Here is a 19,912-nt window from a genome sequence, read left to right on the forward strand (position 1 = left end):
AAAATATATCAATGGGCGATCCCATCTGAATTCAGAACTTCCGGCGTGACTCGTCGCCAAGTTTCTCCCCAAAGAAAGAAATCCTGATTCGGCGTAATGCACCAACTTCCATGTATAATTGCCATATTGATTAGATTGTGATGGAAAAAAATATTGGGTTTTCTTGCGTTAACCCAACGGACGAGAAAAGACTGAAAAAATGGCCTTAGTGGTAAACCACTAACATCAAGCCTTAAATAACTTTACTTGAAATATACCTCAAAAAATATGAAAGCATCAGAAACTAAACTACAAAAAATCCTAGAAGGAACCCAACAATATCTTGTTCCGCTATTTCAACGTCCTTATAGCTGGGAAAAACAACAATGGGAAAATTTATGGAATGATCTAATAGACTTGACAGAACAGGAAACTATAACACCTCATTTTATGGGTTCTATTGTCACCTTGCAAACTATTTCTGTACCTGAAGGAGTCTCTAAATATTTATTGATTGATGGTCAACAAAGACTAACAACTATTTTGATTTTATTGGCTGTTGTCCGCGATCGCGCCAAACAACAAAAAGAAACAAATAAACTAGCAGAACAAATTAATAATACTATTCTAATTAATCCTTATGAAACAGGTTTAGAACTATATAAACTACAACCTACTCAAGCAGATCGCGGGAGTTTTCATCACATTATCGATCAGGGTGATCCAAATTTTGAAACATCTTTAATTAATGAGTGTTATCACTTCTTTGACAAAAAAATAAGTCAGAAAGACATTGAATTGAGCTTGATTAAAACAGCCATTATTAGCGGTTTTTCCTTGGTTAGTATTCTTTTAGACAAAGACGAAAATCCGCACTTAGTTTTTGAAAGTTTAAATGCTAAAGGAAAACCATTAAGTCAAGCTGACTTAATTAGAAACTACTTTTTTATGAAGATTAATGAAGAAGAACAGCATAAAAATTATGCCAAATATTGGGAACCGATGCAAGCTGCTTTAGGTGATAATTTGACTGAGTTTATTCGTCATTACTTAATGAAATATGGTCGGGAAGTTAAAAACGACCAAGTTTATTTGACATTAAAGGATAGGGTTAATGTCAAAAATGCTTTAGAATCTTTAGAAGATTTAGCTAAATTTGCTGATTACTACAATAAACTAATTAATCCGAGTCAGGAAACCAATAAATCTATTAATAGTTGGCTGATGCGGATCAAACGACTAGAATTAACTACAGTCTATCCATTTCTACTCAATTGTTATGATGATTACAGCGAAGGTAAATTTTCAATTGATGAATTTGTGGAAGTCTTAAAGATTCTTGAAAATTTTATTATTCGGCGTTTTGTTTGTAACCTTCCCACTAACTCCCTAAACAAAATGTTTCCTTCTCTATACAGTCAAATTAAACAAAAAATAGATCAAAATTTTATGGTGGGATTAAAGGAAACTCTTAGTAGCAAAAACTATCCCAAGGACGAGAAGTTTAAATCAATGTTACAAGAAGTAGAACTTTATGGTGTTAAGAAGTCAGAAAAGGCTAGACTAATTTTAGAATCAATCGAACAATCATTCGGTCATAAAGAAGGGGTATCTTTCAATAATCTTTCAATTGAACATATTATGCCCCAAAAGCTAAATAAAGATTGGGAAAAATCTTTAGGGGAAGATTGGGAAATAATTCACGAACTTTTATTACATACGCTGGGAAATTTAACTTTAACAGGATATAATCCCGAACTTTCTAATCATCCTTTTCCCAAAAAGCGGGAGATTTTACTAGAAAGTCATCTGGAATTAAATCAGTATTTTCAAGAAAAAACAACCTGGAATAGAGAAGATATTGAACAGCGATCGGAAGATTTAGCCGAAATTTGCCTGAAAATATGGCCCTACTTTGGGGAAGGATCGGGACAAGAAAAAGTTGAGGGTATAGTTAGGGGAACAAAACCGAAAGTTTTGTTTGTAAATGGCAAAAAATATACTGTTAAAACCTGGCGTGATGTGTTGGAAACTACCCTAAATATTGTTGCTGATTTAGATGAAGATAAGTTTCAGGAATTAGTTCAAGATTATCCTCGTTTTGTGAATTGGAATGATCAAAATTTAAGATATTCCAGACAACTAGAAAACGGGGCATTTATTGAAGTTAATTTATCTGCGGAAGATATTAATTCATTTTGTTTAAAAGTGATTGAAAGAGTCGGATTAAGTTCCGAAGATTGGCAAGTTGAAACGATTTAGATTGATTTAAAAAATTACCAGAAACCGGGTTTTTTCAAAAAATCACTGTAGAAAACTCAAATTCTCTAAAAACCAGGTTTCTGACCTATAGATTCAGACGAGAGGGCGGGTTTAATTAGATTATAGATTGGAATTGAAGATTTTTTGAGAACCCGACCCTACGGAAGTAATACCCAAACGCCACAATTCTACGATCGCACGAACGGAAGTTCTCGTTCCTGCGATAATTGGTTCCCCTTGCAAGATTTCAGGGTGACGTGCGACATAACGCGAAGCAGATTGTGTAGTCATGATAGATTAACCGGACACATCGATCTTGATTATAACTTACCCTAAAACTCGGTTTTGTTGATGACACTTTAACATCACCTAATTTTCATTATCGTAGTCAATAGTAGCAAACAATTCCATTACTTTTAGTTATTTGCGACGTTGAATGTACTCGCGTAAAACAGCTTCGATTAATGTAGTAGGTGTGGGATGGTTACTCAAATCAAGGGCTTCTTGAAGGAGAGTTTTGTCAATTTCGAGCGTAGTTACCATATATTTTCCTAGTGCAAGTAGGGTATTACGCAATTGCCACCGAACAATGCTTTAATTTTAGTGTAGCACTGAAACTCTATCAATGGGCGTCGCTTTCTGCATTGAGTTTACGGGAGAATGAAAACCCTGTTTAGCTTGCGTAAGTCAGGCAAGTCTTTATGAAGACTTCTCAAAGCTCGATCGCGATTTGGAAGTTTTGATTGCAGCCGGCATCCCGCGTGATTTATTTAAAATACTGACTGACAACGATGACATTGATTTGAAGCCTGTAACGCAATACCTCAAAGCAGTTTCCTAATGTTTTGGGTGTAACGCAATTGTTCCTTTTCTCTAGTGCGTGAAGCGGAGCTATCCCGTAGGGAATCGCCCTTTTTTTCCCAAAGTGCGATCGCCTTACAATGAGGTCAAATATATTCAATCCTCCCGATCATTTCTTCAGGCGCATACACTTCATAAATTAACATCAAACTACGGATAATCTCGCCCACAGAACGAGAATTAGGAGGACAATAGACAATCCCCGGATAATCTGTCGTATCGCTTGCCATAATTAAAAAATCGTCATCGTGAGTTACTATCACGCGCTGCTGTTCTCGAATAAATGCCAGGTGTGACTCATCGCTTTTAGTACGCAATCCTGCATCAACTGTTGTTGTAACATCTATCCCGTAACGACGCAAACCGCGCGCAATGTTAGAGTCAATATGTTCGTCTAAATGAAAACGAATTTTCTCACTCACCTCTAATTGCCCTCAATTTTTCTTGTAACGGAGATGGTGGACTATTGCGCTTTAATTCTTCCACAATAGCTCGACTTTCAGCCGTGCGACGATCAATTTCTTCTCGATGATCGTAATAGTAGGTCATTGCAGCATGAACTGAGGCAAGTGGTAAGTCATACTTGCCGGCGATTTCTTCTACAGAAATTCCCATTTTCAGATACATTTCGGCGATGTGTGCTACAGCAATTCGATGGCCGGCAATGCGTGGCTTACCACCAAGTACCCCAGGCGTAATTTCGATATGTTCTGTGATGACTGATTCCTTAGACATCTTAGTTAAAGGCTCTTAATCAGTAATGTTTAACCTCTTTCATATTAACACCAACAAATTCAGCACGCGCGTGCGAAGCTATCCCGTAGGGAATCGCCTTTTTTTCTTTCTCATCGATCGGTTCTGCGATCGCCCCTCTCTTATCCCCAATCTCCAAGGGCGATCGCCATCCCTAAGTTAAAATATAAGTTGTCAGATGAGAAAGGACAAGTTAGGCCCGTAAACTGGAGAGAACATATCGTTAGTACCCCCGACGTACTGCGAGGTAAACCAAGAATCAAAGCCACTAGAATTCCCGTTAGTCTGATTTTAGGTTATTTAGCATCAAATAATACTGTCGAACAAATTATCGACGAGTTTCCCGAACTACTCAAAGAACAGATCGATGCTTGTCTTGATTATGCTCGCGATTTGTCAGATTTTGAAAAAGTGCGATCGCTCTTATTTAAATAATGTTAATATCGAAGCCTGGATATAGTCTACAGACTGCAAGGCGTTGAGTTGGAATGGGACACAAACAAATTCCAGATTTACGTAAAAAAGCATGGCGTTAGCTTTGAATAAGCCACAGAAGTTTTCTTCGATCCATTCTATTAGGAGGGAGATGCAACGGCTAATGACGAACAGCGTAACTTTATCCTGGATTACTCCCGCACTCAACGCCTATTACTGGTTGTTTATGTAGAACGCAGCTTGCGAATACGCATTATTTATTCCCGTCCTGCTACCCGCACTGAAAGGAAATTATATGAACAATTCTGAAGAAGAAATAAAATTGCAATTGCGCCCTCGTACAGCGGAAATAGTCTCGCTAAACATTCCAATAGATACTTTAGAATCACTTGAGAAAATAGCGGCAAATCGAGATATGTCTGTAGAAGCATTGCTTAAGTTTTATATAGGGCAAGGCTTACGGGAAGACTTAGCTAAAGTTTTTTCAGAACGCTTGCTGGACAAAACTGCTCAAGTTTTGGCTAGACACCTTGAGTCAGCCGAAGAAATATCAACTATTATTCGAGAAATTCAAGCGGAAACTGCACGTTAAATGATGGCGGGATTTCATTACAAAACTAAAAGGCGATCGTCCTTTCCGTCCCAAAGTGCGTGAAGCGCACATATCCCGTAGGGAATCGCCCTTATCGAACTTCTATTCTCCTCACATTACTAAGCAACTGCAAGTTCATATTGCAGAACTAAAATTTCATCTGCTTTCAACATAGCCATAGCATATTCACTCCCTTGACTATCAGCAAACTCCACTAAATACTGAGATTCCTTTCCCGTATCATACACTTCAACAATAGTTCCCACAAGTCCAACTGGCAAACTAGAAATAGATGCGTATTCTGGTTCCACTAGCGCTAATCGCGTATTTGAAATCGGCTTGAGAATCGCAACAGAATCCAAAACTCTAAAGTGTTTGATCATAGTTTAATAAAAGCTGAAATCCAACAACGGTTAGAATTAGTTGAAGTCATTTCCCAGAAGTACCCTCTTAAGGTTTGTAAGGGCAGGTTTAGTTAGGATATACGCAATCGCAGCGAGTTTACCCATTTTACGCACCCGCCCTCCCCACGCTAGGATATAGGCATTACTTAGGCCTTAAGTTCGCGCTGCTAAACTCAGAAGCCACAATCATCGACCCAATCCCCGCATCCGTAAATATTTCTTGCAGCAAAGCATGAGGAATTCGCCCGTCAATAATGTGAGCACCCTTTACACCCTGAGCCAAACTCCGCACACAACAATTAACCTTTGGAATCATTCCCCCAGACACAACTCCCGACTCAACCAACTCTCTTGCTTCTTGAATATCTAACTTAGCAATCAGACTATCTGGCTTGTGATAATCCTCCAAAATTCCCGCCGTATCAGTCATCAAAATCAACTTTTCTGCTCCCAAACCAGCCGCGATTTCTCCAGCCACCGTGTCAGCATTAATGTTGTAAGATTGACCGTTTTCATCTGCTGCCACGCTCGAAACCACCGGAATATAACCGCTGTTCACCAAAGACTCCAAAATCTGGATTTTCACGCCGCTGACTTCACCAACAAACCCAATTCCCTCGCGGCCATCTGGACGAGCTTGAATCAGATTGGCATCCTTGCCGCACAATCCCACTGCTTTGCCGCCAGCTTGGTTTATTAACGAAACAATTTCCTTATTTACTTTCCCCACCAAAACCATTTCTACAACTTCCATTGTTGCCGCATCAGTCACTCTCAAACCATCCTTGAATTGCGGCTCAATGCCCAATTTTTCCAGCCAAATATTAATTTCCGGGCCGCCACCGTGAACCACAACCGGACGCATCCCCACGCAAGCTAGCAGCACAATATCCCGAACCACCTTGTCTTTGAGATTACTATCTTTCATCGCCGCACCGCCATATTTGACCACAATGGTGCGACCGGCAAAGTGTTGAATGTAAGGCAGTGCTTCGGACAGCACCTCTACTCGATTAGTGTCCGAATTCCTAACAAAATCGCTTTGTTTGAGCATGGGTAAATTACAGAAGACTAAAAACTTAATTCTAAACTTTAATGGCTAAAGCACATATTAACAGCCACAAAAATCACTTTTTCCCTTGAATTTATCCACGCGCAGGCTCGATCGCCCTTATTGAGCCCCATCCTCAAAAAATTAATAGGTTTTTTTAATAAAAGCATTAAAATTTATGTATTATAACTTATACATTTTTTGCTACAGTCAAGAAATGTATAGCTCCATTGATTTACTTAACGTTTTATGTTAACTGCCGTCTCCCAAGACTCCGAAAACCTTCAGTACAAGCTACCCTCAGAGGCTGAGTCGTCCCCCCTGATGACGGTATTTTGCGATTTAGACGGGCCCATAGTCGATGTGTCCGATCGCTACTATGCCACCTATCAACAGGGATTGGCCGACACTCAAGCAGCTTATCTCGATCGGGGAATCAACCTCAACCTTCAAATCCTCAGTAAACAGCAGTTTTGGCAGATGAAGCAAAACCGAGTGCCCGATGCTGAAATCGCCAAAAGTTCCGGCTTGTGGGGAGAAGAAATTCACGTTTTTCTCGGATGCGTCAGTCAAATTGTCAATCAGCCAGACTTGTTGCACTTAGATCGTATCCAGCCAGGAGTGCAATGGGCGATCGGACTTCTGCACTCCCGCGGCGTGCGACTGATTTTAGTCACCCTGCGGCCGAGAAATCAAGCCGTTCAACTGTTACAAAATTACGGTTTAGCCAGACTGTTTACCAGCATTCGCGGAAGTCAGATGGTGGATGCCGCCTATCACAACTATACAGCCTTAAAAACTGAATTGTTGGCTGAAGTTGCAGAAGAATTTGAGTCATCGCTGGGTTCGGCTTGGATGATCGGAGATACAGAAGCAGACATCCTCGCAGGAAAAGCATTGGGAATACCTACAATTGCCGTTACCTGCGGAATTCGCAGCCGCTATCAACTCCAAAAGCATCAGCCTAATTTAATTCTCAGCGACTTGATTATTGCCGTTCATCACTTATTAGGTTCCGGCCAACAACTAATAGTAGAATGACTACAGTTAACTGTTGACTGTTGACTGTTGACTGTTGACTGTTGACTGTTAACTGTTAACGAATGACTGATGACTGATGACTCATGACTAATGACTAATGACTAATGACTGACTAAGATTTTTCTAAATTCCTGGTCATTTCCCACAAGCGATTGAGCGGAAAATAAATCACCGGAGCCCAAAGACTGCTAAGAATAGCAGAACACAAAGCCACTCGCTGATGATAGCTCCAAATTTCCAGTAAAGCCCGATCGCCCATAGCAAAAAATTGCAGCCCCATCACCGTTTCCGCTACCACCGCCATCCCAAACACAATTAACGCGATCGGAATCGGATCTCTCTCAACAATATCTACCGGAATCGACCAGGTTTTCTGCAAAACAACTGTTAGGACTCCTACAACAACTAGACTCACAGCGTGGCTGGGATGAGGAGCCGTCATCGCATCTTGAAGAAACCCCAAAACCAAGCCCATGCTTGCAGCTCCCCAAACTGTACGTTTCCGCTTAATACTCCAAGCTACCAACCAAATTAACAGCCAGTTAGGCCCAATTCCCAGCAATTCCATTCCCGGCAGCCGAGTGGGCAATATCAGTATGCACAGCATCACAGATAGAAATGTAACTGCGAAGTTGAGAAATTGGCGCGATCGCGAAGACATCCGAGATAAAGCTTTCATTGTTGCTGTGCTCCCTCAGATGCTGCTGAAGATTGACTCTGCGAATCCTTCGGTTCGGCTTGCTTAGAGTGCGGGTAAACCACCGCCCACTCCAGAGCATTCATGGGTGCAGAGAACTCAACCACAGCTTCTGGAGCCGGAGTTTTATTCATATCCACCGAAACCACTTTTCCCACCGGCAAACCAGGAGGGAACAACTGACTGTAAGAAGAAGTTGAAACCACATCCCCAGGCTTGACATTGGGAACATTCTCAAAAAACTCCATCACAGCCTGATTTCCGCCTTTCCCGCGCATAAAACCCATGTGGCGACTGCGGGTAATTCCCACACCCAATTGACTCGTAGCGTCGCTGACTAACAGCACCAAGCTAGTATTAGGAGTAACGCTGACAACCCTGCCTACTAAACCGCCGGGGCCCATGACAGTAAAATCTGTTTTGATGCCATCCTTACTGCCGCGCCCCAAGGTTACTTGCTGCCACCAGTGGTCGGCGCTGCGACCGACAATAGGAGCTACAATTCCTTGAGGTTTCTTACCCGAAACGTAACCTAAAAGCTCTTTTAGCTTCTGATTTTGATTTTCTAATTCTAATAGCTGCGCTTGCAATTCTTGAGTGCGCGCCGAGATGAGTTCCTCTTGCCCCGATCCGTTGGCGTGAAACGGACGAGTCACCCAATTGTAAACTTCAAATACTGCCGCACCTTGTGTTTGTCGAACTCCCCAAGCGGCAGTTACAGCTAAACCTAAAAGAGCAATTTGCAGCCGCAGATCCCACCACTTTCGGAATGTATTTTTTAGCATAATTTCACTAATCTAAGATTGTTAAGTCAGGATTTTAGATTTGAGATTGCAGCCGTATTTCTCAATCCACAATCCCAAATTTGTTAACTACATATTACGCGACGACTGCCCGCTGAAAACCCGTTCCAATTGTTTGTTTTCCAATACTCTACCAGTTCCCAAAACCACGCAGCACAGCGGATCGGCTGCCACGTGAGTGACAATTCCTGTTTCGTGACTGATCAGAGTATCTAAACCTTTCATCAACGCGCCACCACCAGCCAGCATAATTCCCCTGTCAATAATATCTGCTGCTAATTCCGGCGGGGTGCGTTCCAAAGTACGCTTGACAGCTTCCACAATTACTGAAAGCGGTTCCGACATACTTTCGCGAATTTCTGGGCCTTTGATCGTAACAGTTCGCGGCAAACCAGACAGTAAGTGCAAGCCCCGCACTTCCATCATTACATCGTCATCCTCTGGAGTTGGATATGCAGAACCAACCTGAATCTTAATTTCTTCAGCAGTGCGTTCGCCAATGACCAAATTGTGAACTTTTTTCATGTATTGGACGATCGCCTCATTGAGTTCGTCGCCGGCTACCCGTACAGACTCACTGATCACCGTACCTTGCAAACTCAAAACCGCAACTTCCGTCGTACCTCCGCCTATATCTATAATCATATTGCCAGTCGCCTCAGCAACAGGCAGTCCAGCCCCGATCGCCGCAGCGATGGGTTCATCAATTAACCGTACTTCTCTAGCACCGGCCTGAGTCGCCGCCTCAATGACAGCACGCCTCTCGACTCCGGTGACACCGCTGGGGATACCAATAATTATCCGGGGCGAAACTAAGCTTCGGCCTTCGTGAACCCGGCGGATAAAAGTCTTGAGCATCAGTTCCGCCGTATCGAAGTCTGCAATTACCCCGTCGCGAAGCGGGCGCAGTGCTATGACATTCCCTGGCGTGCGCCCGAGCATTTTTTTGGCTTCTTCTCCCACAGCCAGCGGTATTTTTAAATCTTGGTCGATCGCCACTACAGAAGGTTCCTGCAGAACAATACCTTTGCCCGATACATAAACGAGCGTGTTAGCAGTACCGAGGTCGATACCCATATCTCTAGATAACGAAAATCGATTGAGAAGACCCACTGATTTGTACCCCCCCAAAAACTAAAATACTATTGTGTGCAATAATGTTGTTACAAAAGTGTAACCGAGGTGGATTCTATTACGTTTTTCATCCTGAGTCTAGTCAGAAATGTACATTGTCGAGCTCAGGTTGAGCGCAGACTTGCCAATCATCCACCATCAATATGTTCTGCTAACTGGGTGTACAATCAGGATGAAGCCCTGATTCGCGCTGTTCCAAGTTCAGTTTGGAGGCTAATGCCCGTGTGGACAGTTTAACTACATCACCGATCGACCACATTCCCAAAAAAGTTTATGAGTCTTAATGTTGTAACTTTAGTAGGCCGCGTCGGCGGCGACCCGGACGTGAAGTATTTTGAGTCGGGTACAGTTCTGTGCAAGTTGACGCTGGCAGTCAACCGCAGATCCAAGAACAGCGATCAACCCGACTGGTTTAATCTGGAAATCTGGGGCAAAACAGCGCAAGTCGCTGCTGACTACGTTCGCAAAGGCGCTCAAATTGGAGTAACAGGCTCTTTGAGGTTCGAGCGCTGGCAAGACCGGAATACAGGAGCAAATCGCTCGAAGCCAGTAATTAGAGTAGACCAGTTAGAATTCCTGGGTTCCAAACGCGACAATGAATCGAGTATGTCGCAACACAACAGCGAATTCTAGCGTTTGGGGAATCGGGGAATTAATATTTGTGAATTGGGTGGGTGCTTGTGACTTCAGAAAAGTTAGAAATTGTTCAAACTGAGTACCAAGCTGGGCAAGTAGCTTTTGAGAGTGGCCGGTATGCTCAAGCTGTGGAGAGTTTAGAAACAGCTACCGGTTTAGTCGATCGAAATTCCCGGTTGGGCGGTGAGGTGCAGATGTGGCTAGTGACAGCCTACGAAGCCTCTGGCAATACAGAAAGGGCGATCGAGCTTTGCCGCAAGCTCACCCGCCATCCCCGCCAAGAAACCCGCCAACAAGCAAAGCGCTTGCTGTTCATTCTCGAAGCTCCCAAACTCACTATCCCTCCTGAATGGATGGTGAAAATCCCTGATTTGGCAGCTTTAGATGAAAATCAATCAATCAGTTTTCAAGCCAATCCGAACGCTGATATCAAGTACGCTAAACCCAAGCCCGCCGTACCTGAACCGATAGATTTGAGTCAGGTTAATACGAAAGATAATAGGTTTATTTGGGTGGCGTTAATTGCGATCGGGCTAATTATAGGCGGATTATTTCTTAGTTATTAATCATTTTTTAAGGCGCACAAACTCTATCTCTAGCGTGCGCCGGGTCGCGCACCTTACCCCGACTGATAGAAATTAAGCAATGCCTTTTAGCAATTATAAAAGTATCAGCGCCGTCGCCAAAGAATTCCAAATTAATTAGCTACGGGATAATTTCATTGTCGAAACAGAATTTGCAGTCAGCGAAGTTTTTCGGAATGAATTAGAATGGATTTTCAATGACGGAGTATTTGACAACTCGGAAATCGCCATTTGTGAAAATATCATTTATCCTGTATTAAAAGAAGTTTGGAAAAATTATCGAAGTAATTTTCTCCTGTGGAGTCACCAAACCTTAGTCTATAACGAGAATCTGTCAGGAATTCCAGATTATATATTGGCGAAGCGCTCCCCCCTTGGCACAATAGTTTTTGATAAGCCGTATTTCATATTAGTTGAAGCCAAGAAAGAGAGCGCATTTGATGAAGGATGGGGGCAGTGTTTGGCAGAAATGATCGCCGTGCAGCGACTTAACAATGAACCAGAACAAACTATCTTTGGTAGTGTTTCTAATGGGGCAATGTGGCAGTTTGGCAAGCTGAAATTAGAAATGTTTACTCAAAATAAAATTTTCTATACAATTCAGGACTTAGAGCGACTGTTTGCAGCCGTTAACTATGTTTTTAAACAGTGTGAATTACAATTATAGAGGAAGGCTCTTCAGTTTTAGGTGCGGGTGTCGAGAAACCGGGTTTTTATGGAAATACTTCGCTGTAGCCGGCAGATTCACGAAAAAACCCGGTTTCTAAGTTGAATTATTTACAGCAATCTTTGGAGATTTTACAGCAATTGCGATCGCCCGACGCGGAGACAGTCAGAGAAATTATTGCTATGGTTCAGCAGATGGCTGGGGATTGATGGATGCACTTAGACTAAAGAAACCGGGTTTTTCGCAGCTTTTCGGTGGTGTATCGATATTCTGGGAAAAAACCCGGTTTCTGGCCACACCCTAAATCGCTAAAATAAAAAAAAGACCAAACCAGAAAGGCTATTATTGTGAGCGATTCAACCATAGAACAGATATTGAAATTGGCATCTCAACGCGCCGATGCCGCTGAAGTCTACTACCTGTCGAGTCAAGACACCCCCATCGAATTTGAAAACAATCGCCTCAAATCCCTGCAAACCAAAGCACTGCAAGGCGTAGCACTCCGGCTGATTTACCAAGGCAAAATCGGTTTTGCTAGTTCCACAGATTTAACGCGGATAGAGGATTTAGTAGATGCAGCGATTCAAACAGCCGAAATCGGCGACCCCGCAGAATTTGAACTCGCCTCCAACTTCCACCTAAAAGGCCCGGAAACCACCTACACTCCGCCCACAACTCAAGAATTAGTCGAAAACGGCAAAAACCTCATCGAGCAAGTTCACGCCTACAATCCCGATATTATGGTAGATGTCGGATTTCACGTCCGCAGCGGCAGAGTGAAAATTGCCACGACGCAAGATTTGTATGCCGAAAGAAGCAGCCAAATAGTCAGCGCGACGATCGCGGGAAATTTGGTAAAGGGAGAAGACTTTATGCAAGCATACAGTTACGACGTAGCGCGCGATCGTCCCCTGGATACCAACAGCATCCTCCAATCACTCCTCGAAAAATACCGCCTCGCAGAACATTCAGCCACCATCACCAGCGGTTCCTACCCAGTATTATTTACCCCCAGAGCCGCCGCTAGCACCCTCGGTGGCCTCTTTGATACCATCCTTTCAGGTCAAGCAGTAGTTCAAAAAGCCTCTCCCCTAGCAGACAAAATCGGCGAAACCTTATTTGACGAACGCTTTACCTTTTTTGAAGACCCCACTTTAGGCCCTTCGGCTTGTCCATTTGACGACGAAGGTACGCCCACCACCCGCAAAATCTTGATAGACAAAGGTACTGTCACCGGATTTTATTGGGATCGCAGGTGGGCCACTCGCGCCGGTGTACAATCAACCGGCAACGGTTTTCGTGGCGGATTGTCTCGCCCAGGCCCTGATTTGACTAACTTTTGCATTTCCCCAGGAAATACCGCCACTCAAGACTTGATTGCTAGCATGGACGAAGGGCTCATAGTAGAGCAGGTTTTAGGTGCCGGTCAGTCCAATCAGTTAGCTGGCGAATTTTCTGTCAATTTGGACTTAGGCTATAAAGTAGAAAAAGGCAAAATTGTCGGCCGCGTCAAGAATACAATGGTGGCAGGCAGCATTTTTGAAGCGTTTAAAAATTTGGCAGATTTGAGTAGCGAAGCCGAATGGGTAGGCGGTGCGGCATATTTGCCGAGTATGCTGTTTCAACAGTTGGGTGTAGCTTCGAGGCAATAAGTTCAGTGCGGTTTTACTCGTTACCAGGCTCTGCCTGGTAATACAGATCATGAGGCTCTGCCTCGAATTTGGATGAAAGCTTGGGAGGCAAAGCCTCTGGACATGGGTTCCCAGGCAGAGCCTAGGAACCAGTTAACGTGCTAAACAAACATAGAAACAGTGTCGGCAATTCAACGCTTTGCTAATTCATGCAAATAGGTAAAAACAGGGAAAAATTTATAATGAAAGAGCCAAATGTCAAGGATGGAACTCGGAAGAAGAAAAAGCACTTTTTCTTTCTTTTACCTTTGGTTTTTTGCCTTTTAACTCTAGTGACTGGATGCGTTCAGTACGATGTCGGGGTTAACTTTGAGAGTCAAACTCGCGGCGAAATCGTGCAGCACATTAAACTGGGGGAAAGGTTGACGAGCTTCAGCAGCGAAACTGTTGCAGAATGGTTGAAAAGCGTAGAACGCCGGGTGAGGTTGCTGGACGGAAAAACTAAACGGGTTTCCCCCACAGAAGTTCTAGTGAGGATTCCTTTCAATAATGGAGCAGAGTTGCAAGACAAGTTCAACCAATTTTACAATCCCGTCGCACCAACGACAAAATCTCTGGTTTCAAGTCGGCTAGAAACCGATTTGCCGAAGTTTGAATCTCACCTGAATGTCAAGCAGAATAATTTGTTATTGGTGCTGAGAAATCGGTTGAGTTTGGAATTGGATTTGCGCTCTCTTTCACTGCTTTCTTCTAATGGCAGTCTGCTGCTGAGTCCGGGGGGACTTTTGGAGCTAGACTTTAGCTTGAACACGCCTTGGGGCGCCGAAAGTATTGAAACTGTCGCCGGTGCGCTGGTTCCCGAAAGCTCTCAGCAAGGAAAACAGTTAGTTTGGAAGCTCAAACCCGGAGAAGTTAACTATTTGGAGGCGATATTCTGGATTCCCAGCCCGGTAGGAATTGGGGCGCTGATTATTGCCTTATTTGTAGCCGCGGGCATTGCTTTGAAATATCAAATATTGCCAGCACTGGGAATCGGCAAGAAACCGCAAAACATCGGTCAAACCTAAAGAGGATATGTCCTAGAGGGGCGGCTTAACAAATCTCTTCAATCAACTCTTAGAGCTGCAATAAACCCGCCCCTCCCCGGATATTATGGTTAATTGACCCGATTTGATTTTATCAAAAAAACTGAGAACATCTGCCAAAAAACAGTTGACAAATGGTAAATAATTTGCTTAACCTGAATTGAGAATTAGGAACAGAGAAAATGCGATCGCTAAATTTCTTCTTCATCTTTCTGATTTGCTTGGCTCTAGTATTATTCAGCATCGAAAATACACAGCCAGTCGCCATTCAAGTTATCGAAGGCGTCCAAGTTAAAGCTCCGCTGTGCGTAGAACTAATTGTAGCGACCGGATTAGGAGCCACACTAGCGTGGCTGTTCAGTCTGTGGTCGAGAATGCAGCGAACCCTCGCCTCGCGCCAACAACTCCGCCAAGTTCGCGAAAAAGAGCAGCGGATTCAGGAATTAGAACAAAATCTTGAACGCTATAAAGCCGAAGTAGAAGGCAAACAACCTTTGTTAGAAAGTGCAGAACCGATAAGTTTAGAAATAGCAGCCATTGAGGGCACTAATCCTGAAATGACCGCCAATTAACTTGATATGCTCTCTGGTTTTCTCAGAGGGAAAATCTAAAATCTAAAATCTAAAATCTAAAATCTAAAATCTAAAATCTAAAATCGAATGGCCGTTTCCCGAGACCAAGATGGCTTAGAAACGATTTCCGAGGGGATCGCAATTTTAATTGACCTAGCCGAACGGGGAGAAATTGATCCTTGGGACGTTAAGGTAATTGAAGTGTTTGATCGATGTCTGAGCAAGCTTACGAACGCCTCCGATGCAGATCAGAGTAAGGATTTCTCCGATTTGTCCCACTCCGGCCAAGCGTTTTTGTACGCTTCAATGCTGGTGTTGCTCAAAGCAGAAAGTATCGTCCTCTCCGAACCCCCCGCGAATCCCGACGCCGACGAGCCCGCAGTAGAAGACGTAGAACACTCAGGCGGACGACACTTGCCGCAGCATTTAGAACGGCAATTGCGCCGTCGCGGTGTAGCTCAACTACCGCAAAAACGCCCGGTGACTCTCCCAGAACTGATTGAGCAGTTGCAGCTAATGAAAGCAGCAATGGAGCAGCAGACAGTTACCCCCCGTCGCCGCCCTACCTCAAAAATGCGATCGCAAGCGGCCCAGGCTATCTTTGAGCTAGCTCACCAAGAAAATCTCGTAGAAACTGCTAGTGAACTCGAACGGTTTCTGGCTCAGCGGGGCGCGGAAATTGACGAGGGTTGGCTGGACTTGGACAAATTGCTAGAGCTCTGGCATCATAACGATTTGCACTCTCCTGTCAACCCAGAACACCCGGTATCGACTGGGGAAGTTCACTTGCCAAATCATGACCGCGTGGGTATTTTTTGGGCGTTGTTGCTGCTATCGGCTCAGTCTAAAGTAGAGTTGCTTCAAGAGGAGTTTTACCAAGACCTCAAAATCCGCGCGCTTTGAGCTTGCAGGGTATTAGGTTCTCGGAGGAAACTAATAACTATGCCACTGCGTCGGTTAAGATTCCAGGCAGAATCTCGCTCGATGGCATTCTGTTGCTGAGCCCCGGATGCTGAGAGCGGGAGTGTGAAGTTATTGCTGGTTCCCGATACCTGGTTTCTTAAATCCAGGTTAATTCCGAATAAATGATTGATAGCCTGGTACGATGTCGCCTATAAACAGGTCAGGATTTTGCTGTGATCGATCGATTTGACGATCGCAACCGCTAGCATCTAATTGTTCAGTTGATATCAGTTAACAGAGGGTTGAGGAAGTTAATAATGAAAGCGATGATTCTGGCGGCCGGTAAAGGCACTCGCGTCCGTCCTATTACTCAGACAATACCCAAACCGATGATTCCCATCCTGCAAAAGCCAGTGATGGAGTTTTTGGTTGAATTGCTCCGCCAGCACGGATTTGACCAGATTATGGTCAATGTTTCCCACCTGGCAGACGTGATTGAAAACTACTTCCGCGACGGTCAAAAGTTTGGGGTACAAATTGCCTATTCTTTTGAAGGGCGAATTGAGGAAGGAGAAATGATTGGAGAGGCTGTCGGTTCTGCTGGTGGCATGAAACGAATTCAGGACTTCTCGCCGTTTTTTGACGATACTTTTGTGGTGCTGTGCGGCGACGCTTTGATTGACTTGGACTTGACTGCTGCTGTGAAGTGGCACCGGGAAAAAGGGGCGATCGCTACTATTGTTATGAAATCGGTTCCCCGCGAGGAGGTTCCCAGTTACGGAGTGGTGGTAACAGACGAGTCTGGCAAAATTAAAGATTTCCAAGAAAAACCTTCTGTAGAGGAAGCTCTGAGTACCGACATTAACACTGGTATTTATATTTTTGAACCGGAAATATTCAAATACATCCCTTCAGACCAGGAATACGATATCGGTTCGGAGTTATTTCCCAAGCTAGTAGCAGAAGGCGCGCCTTTTTACGGGATTAGCATGGACTTTGAATGGGTGGATATCGGCAAAGTTCCTGACTATTGGCGGGCCATTCAGAGCGTGCTGTTGGGACAAGTTAAAAATGTTTCGATTCCGGGAATTGAAGTGCGCCCCGGCATTTACGCTGGTTTGAATGTAGCTGTCAACTGGGATAAAGTTGATATTACTGGGCCTGTTTACATTGGTGGGATGACGATCATTGAGGATGGAGCCAAAATTGTCGGGCCGACAATGATTGGCCCAAATTGCTGGCTTTGCAGTGGCGCAACTGTGGAAAACAGCGTGATTTTTGAGTATTCCCGTTTGGGGCCGGAGGTGCGGTTGGTTGATAAACTGGTGTTCGGGCGCTACTGCGTTGATAAAACCGGCGCTGCGATCGATTTGCAAGCGGCGGCTCTCGATTGGCTGATTACTGACGCTCGCCAAGTTTTACCGACTCAACACGGAGAAGAGCGGCGGGCGATATCTGAAATTCTCGGTCATGGTGCATAATTGGTAATTGCTCAAGGTAAGGTGCGCTAGGCGCACCCTACCTTTACATTTATGATCTCAGTTTTTAATTCTGGTATTGTGCTTAGGTTGCACCCTACAGTTTAAGACTGAAGATAAGTATATTGGGTGAGACTCCGCTCGTAATTTTGCAGCAAAAGTTGGGCTTCGGAAAGAGTAATTTTATTTTGCTGCAAAGCTGCTTCTGTCTGACGGCGGATGCTTTCAACCAAATTTTCTGAATCGTACTGTACGTAGCTGAGGACTTCTTTCATAGTGTCTCCTTTCACAACGTGTTCGATATGATAGCCAGAAGGTGTTAGCTGAATGTGAACTGCATTAGCATCGCCAAATAAGTTGTGAAGGTTGCCCATAATTTCTTGATAAGCACCTCCCAAAAATAGCGCCAAATAGTAAGGTTCTCCAGGTTTGAGAGTATGGAGTTCCAAAACCGACTTCACATCTCGCAAATCGATGAATTGGTCGATTTTGCCGTCGCTGTCGCAGGTAAGATCGGCTAAAATACCGCGTTGAGTTGGTTCTTCGTTGAGTCGGTTAATTGGCATAATAGGGAACAATTGGTTAATTGCCCAACTGTCTGGTACTGACTGGAAAACAGATAAGTTGATGTAATAAATGGACGCCATCACCTTTTCTAAGTCTTCCAAATCGTCAGATACATATTCTTTTTGTCGCGCGATCGCCTGTATTTTATCGCAGCAAGCCCAGTACAACTGTTCGGTTTTCGCCCGTTCCGCAATTCCCAAATAGCCTAAGTTAAATAAACTGACTGCTTCTTCCTTAAATTGGATAGCATCGTGATAAACTTCTTGGTAATTTTCGGGATTGATAGATTGGTAAATTTCGTAGAGATTGCGCGGAATTTGGTGGGCGTTTTCGTCTACTGGTTCGGGTACTTCTCTGGGGACATCGCTAGTACCGAGTACGTCAAAAACTAATACTGATTGGTGAGAAGCGATCGCCCGCCCGCTTTCGCTAATGATAATTGGAACCGGGATTTTGCGCTCGTCGCAGGCATCTTTCACTCCCGCTACTACGTCGTTAGCGTAGTTTTGCATATTGTAGTTTTTGGAAGCGTGGAAGTTTGTTTTAGACCCGTCGTAGTCAACGCCGAGTCCACCGCCTACGTCCAAGTAGTTCATATTAGCTCCCAATTTAGCTAATTCTACATAAATGTGGCTGGCTTCTCGAATGGCGTCTTTGATGACACTAATTGAGGAAATTTGAGAGCCGATGTGGAAGTGCAATAACTGCAAACAATCAAGCATTCCAGCTTTTTCTAGTTCGCCGACTGCACGAATAATTTCAGGAATTGTCAAACCAAATTTTGCCCGATCGCCCGTGGAGCCTCCCCAGCGACCAACGCCTTTGGTAGTGAGTTTTGCTCGCACTCCCAAAATCGGTTTAATTCCTAATGCTTTGCTGGCGGCGATTGCGAGTTCTACTTCCTCTATTTGCTCCAGCACAATTACGGAAGTTTGCCCTAGCCGCTGCGCCAAAATAGCAGTTTCGATGTATTCGCGGTCTTTGTAACCATTACAAATTAACAAAGCGCCTGGGGTTTTTAAGGTCGCCAAAGCTATCATTAATTCGGGTTTAGATCCGGCTTCCAGTCCGAAGTGATGGGGTTGACCAAAACGCACCAAATCTTGAATTAATTGTCGGTGCTGGTTGCATTTAACTGGAAAGACACCGCGATAGACATTTTTGTAATTGTACCGAGCGATCGCTCTGGCAAAACACGAATTTAAGCGCTCGATCCGGTCTTCCAAAATATCAGAAAATCGAATCAGCAGGGGCAAAGCCAAATTTCGCTGTTTCAGGGATTCTACCAGTTCGCACAAGTCGAGGGAACCGCCGCGATCGCCCTTGGGAGACACTGTAACGTGACCGGCTGCATTGATCGAAAAATACGGTTCGCCCCAACCTTGAATTCGGTAGAGTTTCTCACTATCTTCTATTGTCCAAGATGCTTGTGGCAGTTGAGCCGCCGTTACCAAAGCACTGTCTGGTGCAGCCAAACTCGTGACTGTTGGCGAGTGAGTCGATAGCGGATCGAGATCGGAGAAAGCAGCGGTGGCTGGGGAACTCATGTTATCGGAAACCTCTTTTAGGAGTGGTCAAATAGATAGTTTATCGCACATATCGGGTTTCCTGATGCAGTTGAAAAATCACTTTGGGTACACGGGCTGGCGATTTTAGATTTTAGATTTTAGATTTTAGATTTTAGATTTTAGATTTTAGAATTGACTCTACAGGTGGATGAATGTGGGGGATTTAACTAAAATCTCAACCGTAATTGCTCTCCAGGACTCCTTTGTTC

22 protein-coding genes are annotated in these 19,912 nt (G+C 44.0%); 12 read left to right on the forward strand and 10 right to left on the reverse strand.

What is annotated here, in order from left to right:
- Positions 1-267: 267 nt before the first annotated feature.
- The gene (locus QUB08_RS07195; protein WP_333224104.1) at positions 268-2,241 is read left to right on the forward strand and encodes a DUF262 domain-containing protein; all 1,974 of its coding nucleotides are present in this window, start codon (positions 268-270) and stop codon (positions 2,239-2,241) included.
- Positions 2,242-2,361: 120 nt separating this feature from the next.
- Here the strand turns inward: QUB08_RS07195 and QUB08_RS07200 are convergent, their stop codons facing one another.
- The 4 genes from QUB08_RS07200 to QUB08_RS07215 all read right to left on the reverse strand — a co-directional run bounded on the left by QUB08_RS07200 (position 2,362) and on the right by QUB08_RS07215 (position 3,837).
- Positions 2,362-2,532: a DUF433 domain-containing protein gene (locus QUB08_RS07200; RefSeq protein WP_445300899.1), complete on the reverse strand. Its 171-nt coding sequence runs from the start codon at positions 2,530-2,532 to the stop codon at positions 2,362-2,364.
- A gap of 129 nt (positions 2,533-2,661) precedes the next feature.
- Complete coding sequence (locus QUB08_RS07205) at positions 2,662-2,784, reverse strand: type II toxin-antitoxin system VapB family antitoxin (protein ID WP_333224105.1); 123 nt, start codon at positions 2,782-2,784, stop codon at positions 2,662-2,664.
- Positions 2,785-3,188: 404 nt separating this feature from the next.
- Positions 3,189-3,524, reverse strand: a complete 336-nt coding sequence (locus tag QUB08_RS07210) for a DUF5615 family PIN-like protein (RefSeq protein ID WP_333224106.1) — start codon at positions 3,522-3,524, stop codon at positions 3,189-3,191.
- A complete protein-coding gene (locus QUB08_RS07215; RefSeq protein WP_333106278.1) occupies positions 3,517-3,837 on the reverse strand; it encodes a DUF433 domain-containing protein in 321 nt (106 codons plus the stop codon). Before QUB08_RS07215 ends, QUB08_RS07210 begins: the two co-directional genes overlap by 8 nt.
- 189 nt (positions 3,838-4,026) lie before the next feature.
- On the opposite strand from QUB08_RS07215, the gene QUB08_RS07220 reads away from it, so the two are divergent.
- Both QUB08_RS07220 and QUB08_RS07225 read left to right on the forward strand, forming a co-directional pair.
- A complete protein-coding gene (locus QUB08_RS07220; RefSeq protein WP_333224107.1) occupies positions 4,027-4,290 on the forward strand; it encodes a DUF433 domain-containing protein in 264 nt (87 codons plus the stop codon).
- Between the two features lie 295 nt (positions 4,291-4,585).
- Complete coding sequence (locus QUB08_RS07225; protein ID WP_333224108.1) at positions 4,586-4,882, forward strand: hypothetical protein; 297 nt, start codon at positions 4,586-4,588, stop codon at positions 4,880-4,882.
- A 119-nt stretch (positions 4,883-5,001) separates the two neighbouring features.
- Here QUB08_RS07225 and QUB08_RS07230 read toward each other — a convergent pair whose 3' ends face one another.
- Positions 5,002-5,265 carry a DUF4926 domain-containing protein gene (locus QUB08_RS07230; RefSeq protein WP_333224109.1) on the reverse strand — a complete coding sequence of 88 codons (264 nt, stop codon included), beginning with the start codon at positions 5,263-5,265 and terminating at the stop codon, positions 5,002-5,004.
- A gap of 163 nt (positions 5,266-5,428) precedes the next feature.
- On the reverse strand, positions 5,429-6,340 hold the full coding sequence (argB, locus tag QUB08_RS07235; protein WP_333034924.1) for an acetylglutamate kinase: 912 nt from the start codon (positions 6,338-6,340) through the stop codon (positions 5,429-5,431).
- A 246-nt stretch (positions 6,341-6,586) separates the two neighbouring features.
- Here argB and QUB08_RS07240 point away from each other — a divergent pair, with 246 nt between their 5' ends.
- Positions 6,587-7,378: an HAD family hydrolase gene (locus QUB08_RS07240; protein ID WP_333224110.1), complete on the forward strand. Its 792-nt coding sequence runs from the start codon at positions 6,587-6,589 to the stop codon at positions 7,376-7,378.
- A 112-nt stretch (positions 7,379-7,490) separates the two neighbouring features.
- On the opposite strand, the gene mreD is transcribed toward QUB08_RS07240, so the two are convergent.
- From mreD to QUB08_RS07255, 3 genes are all read right to left on the reverse strand, one after another.
- On the reverse strand, positions 7,491-8,057 hold the full coding sequence (mreD, locus tag QUB08_RS07245; RefSeq protein WP_333224111.1) for a rod shape-determining protein MreD: 567 nt from the start codon (positions 8,055-8,057) through the stop codon (positions 7,491-7,493).
- Entirely contained in the window at positions 8,054-8,860 is an 807-nt protein-coding gene (gene mreC / locus QUB08_RS07250) for a rod shape-determining protein MreC (RefSeq protein WP_333224112.1), read from the reverse strand. Before mreC ends, mreD begins: the two co-directional genes overlap by 4 nt.
- A gap of 87 nt (positions 8,861-8,947) precedes the next feature.
- Positions 8,948-9,955, reverse strand: a complete 1,008-nt coding sequence (locus QUB08_RS07255) for a rod shape-determining protein (protein WP_006632285.1) — start codon at positions 9,953-9,955, stop codon at positions 8,948-8,950.
- Positions 9,956-10,285: 330 nt separating this feature from the next.
- On the opposite strand from QUB08_RS07255, the gene QUB08_RS07260 reads away from it, so the two are divergent.
- The 8 genes from QUB08_RS07260 (at position 10,286) to QUB08_RS07295 (ending at position 17,571) form a co-directional block, all read left to right on the forward strand.
- Positions 10,286-10,645, forward strand: a complete 360-nt coding sequence (locus QUB08_RS07260; protein WP_333224113.1) for a single-stranded DNA-binding protein — start codon at positions 10,286-10,288, stop codon at positions 10,643-10,645.
- Positions 10,646-10,692: 47 nt separating this feature from the next.
- Positions 10,693-11,214: a tetratricopeptide repeat protein gene (locus tag QUB08_RS07265; RefSeq protein WP_333224114.1), complete on the forward strand. Its 522-nt coding sequence runs from the start codon at positions 10,693-10,695 to the stop codon at positions 11,212-11,214.
- Between the two features lie 373 nt (positions 11,215-11,587).
- Positions 11,588-11,899 carry a hypothetical protein gene (locus QUB08_RS07270; protein WP_333224115.1) on the forward strand — a complete coding sequence of 104 codons (312 nt, stop codon included), beginning with the start codon at positions 11,588-11,590 and terminating at the stop codon, positions 11,897-11,899.
- 347 nt (positions 11,900-12,246) lie between these two features.
- Positions 12,247-13,551, forward strand: a complete 1,305-nt coding sequence (locus QUB08_RS07275) for a metallopeptidase TldD-related protein (RefSeq protein WP_333224116.1) — start codon at positions 12,247-12,249, stop codon at positions 13,549-13,551.
- Between the two features lie 221 nt (positions 13,552-13,772).
- Positions 13,773-14,597, forward strand: coding sequence for a DUF3153 domain-containing protein (locus QUB08_RS07280; protein WP_333224117.1), 825 nt, complete (start codon positions 13,773-13,775; stop codon positions 14,595-14,597).
- Between the two features lie 200 nt (positions 14,598-14,797).
- Positions 14,798-15,187, forward strand: a complete 390-nt coding sequence (locus QUB08_RS07285; protein ID WP_333156522.1) for a LapA family protein — start codon at positions 14,798-14,800, stop codon at positions 15,185-15,187.
- A gap of 87 nt (positions 15,188-15,274) precedes the next feature.
- On the forward strand, positions 15,275-16,090 hold the full coding sequence (locus tag QUB08_RS07290) for a ScpA family protein (protein WP_333224118.1): 816 nt from the start codon (positions 15,275-15,277) through the stop codon (positions 16,088-16,090).
- A gap of 317 nt (positions 16,091-16,407) precedes the next feature.
- On the forward strand, positions 16,408-17,571 hold the full coding sequence (locus QUB08_RS07295; RefSeq protein ID WP_333224119.1) for an NDP-sugar synthase: 1,164 nt from the start codon (positions 16,408-16,410) through the stop codon (positions 17,569-17,571).
- Between the two features lie 101 nt (positions 17,572-17,672).
- Here the strand turns inward: QUB08_RS07295 and speA are convergent, their stop codons facing one another.
- Positions 17,673-19,682 (reverse strand): biosynthetic arginine decarboxylase, encoded by a 2,010-nt coding sequence (speA, locus tag QUB08_RS07300; RefSeq protein ID WP_333224120.1) that lies wholly within the window; start codon positions 19,680-19,682, stop codon positions 17,673-17,675.
- Positions 19,683-19,912: the final 230 nt, after the last annotated feature.

This window comes from Microcoleus sp. BR0-C5 (genome assembly GCF_036705045.1).
Lineage (GTDB): Bacteria > Cyanobacteriota > Cyanobacteriia > Cyanobacteriales > Microcoleaceae > Microcoleus.

What these genes read in the sequence shown, in the direction of transcription:
- QUB08_RS07240 (WP_333224110.1), top strand. Translation starts at nt 6,587, where the DNA reads ATGTTAACTGCCGTCTCCCAAGACTCCGAAAACCTTCAGTACAAGCTA.
- QUB08_RS07290 (WP_333224118.1), top strand. Translation starts at nt 15,275, where the DNA reads ATGGCCGTTTCCCGAGACCAAGATGGCTTAGAAACGATTTCCGAGGGG.
- QUB08_RS07255 (WP_006632285.1), bottom strand. Translation starts at nt 9,955, where the DNA reads ATGGGTATCGACCTCGGTACTGCTAACACGCTCGTTTATGTATCGGGC.
- mreC (WP_333224112.1), bottom strand. Translation starts at nt 8,860, where the DNA reads ATGCTAAAAAATACATTCCGAAAGTGGTGGGATCTGCGGCTGCAAATT.
- QUB08_RS07230 (WP_333224109.1), bottom strand. Translation starts at nt 5,265, where the DNA reads ATGATCAAACACTTTAGAGTTTTGGATTCTGTTGCGATTCTCAAGCCG.
- QUB08_RS07295 (WP_333224119.1), top strand. Translation starts at nt 16,408, where the DNA reads ATGAAAGCGATGATTCTGGCGGCCGGTAAAGGCACTCGCGTCCGTCCT.
- mreD (WP_333224111.1), bottom strand. Translation starts at nt 8,057, where the DNA reads ATGAAAGCTTTATCTCGGATGTCTTCGCGATCGCGCCAATTTCTCAAC.
- QUB08_RS07260 (WP_333224113.1), top strand. Translation starts at nt 10,286, where the DNA reads ATGAGTCTTAATGTTGTAACTTTAGTAGGCCGCGTCGGCGGCGACCCG.
- QUB08_RS07280 (WP_333224117.1), top strand. Translation starts at nt 13,773, where the DNA reads ATGAAAGAGCCAAATGTCAAGGATGGAACTCGGAAGAAGAAAAAGCAC.
- QUB08_RS07225 (WP_333224108.1), top strand. Translation starts at nt 4,586, where the DNA reads ATGAACAATTCTGAAGAAGAAATAAAATTGCAATTGCGCCCTCGTACA.
- QUB08_RS07285 (WP_333156522.1), top strand. Translation starts at nt 14,798, where the DNA reads ATGCGATCGCTAAATTTCTTCTTCATCTTTCTGATTTGCTTGGCTCTA.
- QUB08_RS07215 (WP_333106278.1), bottom strand. Translation starts at nt 3,837, where the DNA reads ATGTCTAAGGAATCAGTCATCACAGAACATATCGAAATTACGCCTGGG.
- speA (WP_333224120.1), bottom strand. Translation starts at nt 19,682, where the DNA reads ATGAGTTCCCCAGCCACCGCTGCTTTCTCCGATCTCGATCCGCTATCG.
- QUB08_RS07205 (WP_333224105.1), bottom strand. Translation starts at nt 2,784, where the DNA reads ATGGTAACTACGCTCGAAATTGACAAAACTCTCCTTCAAGAAGCCCTT.
- QUB08_RS07195 (WP_333224104.1), top strand. Translation starts at nt 268, where the DNA reads ATGAAAGCATCAGAAACTAAACTACAAAAAATCCTAGAAGGAACCCAA.
- QUB08_RS07200 (WP_445300899.1), bottom strand. Translation starts at nt 2,532, where the DNA reads ATGACTACACAATCTGCTTCGCGTTATGTCGCACGTCACCCTGAAATC.
- argB (WP_333034924.1), bottom strand. Translation starts at nt 6,340, where the DNA reads ATGCTCAAACAAAGCGATTTTGTTAGGAATTCGGACACTAATCGAGTA.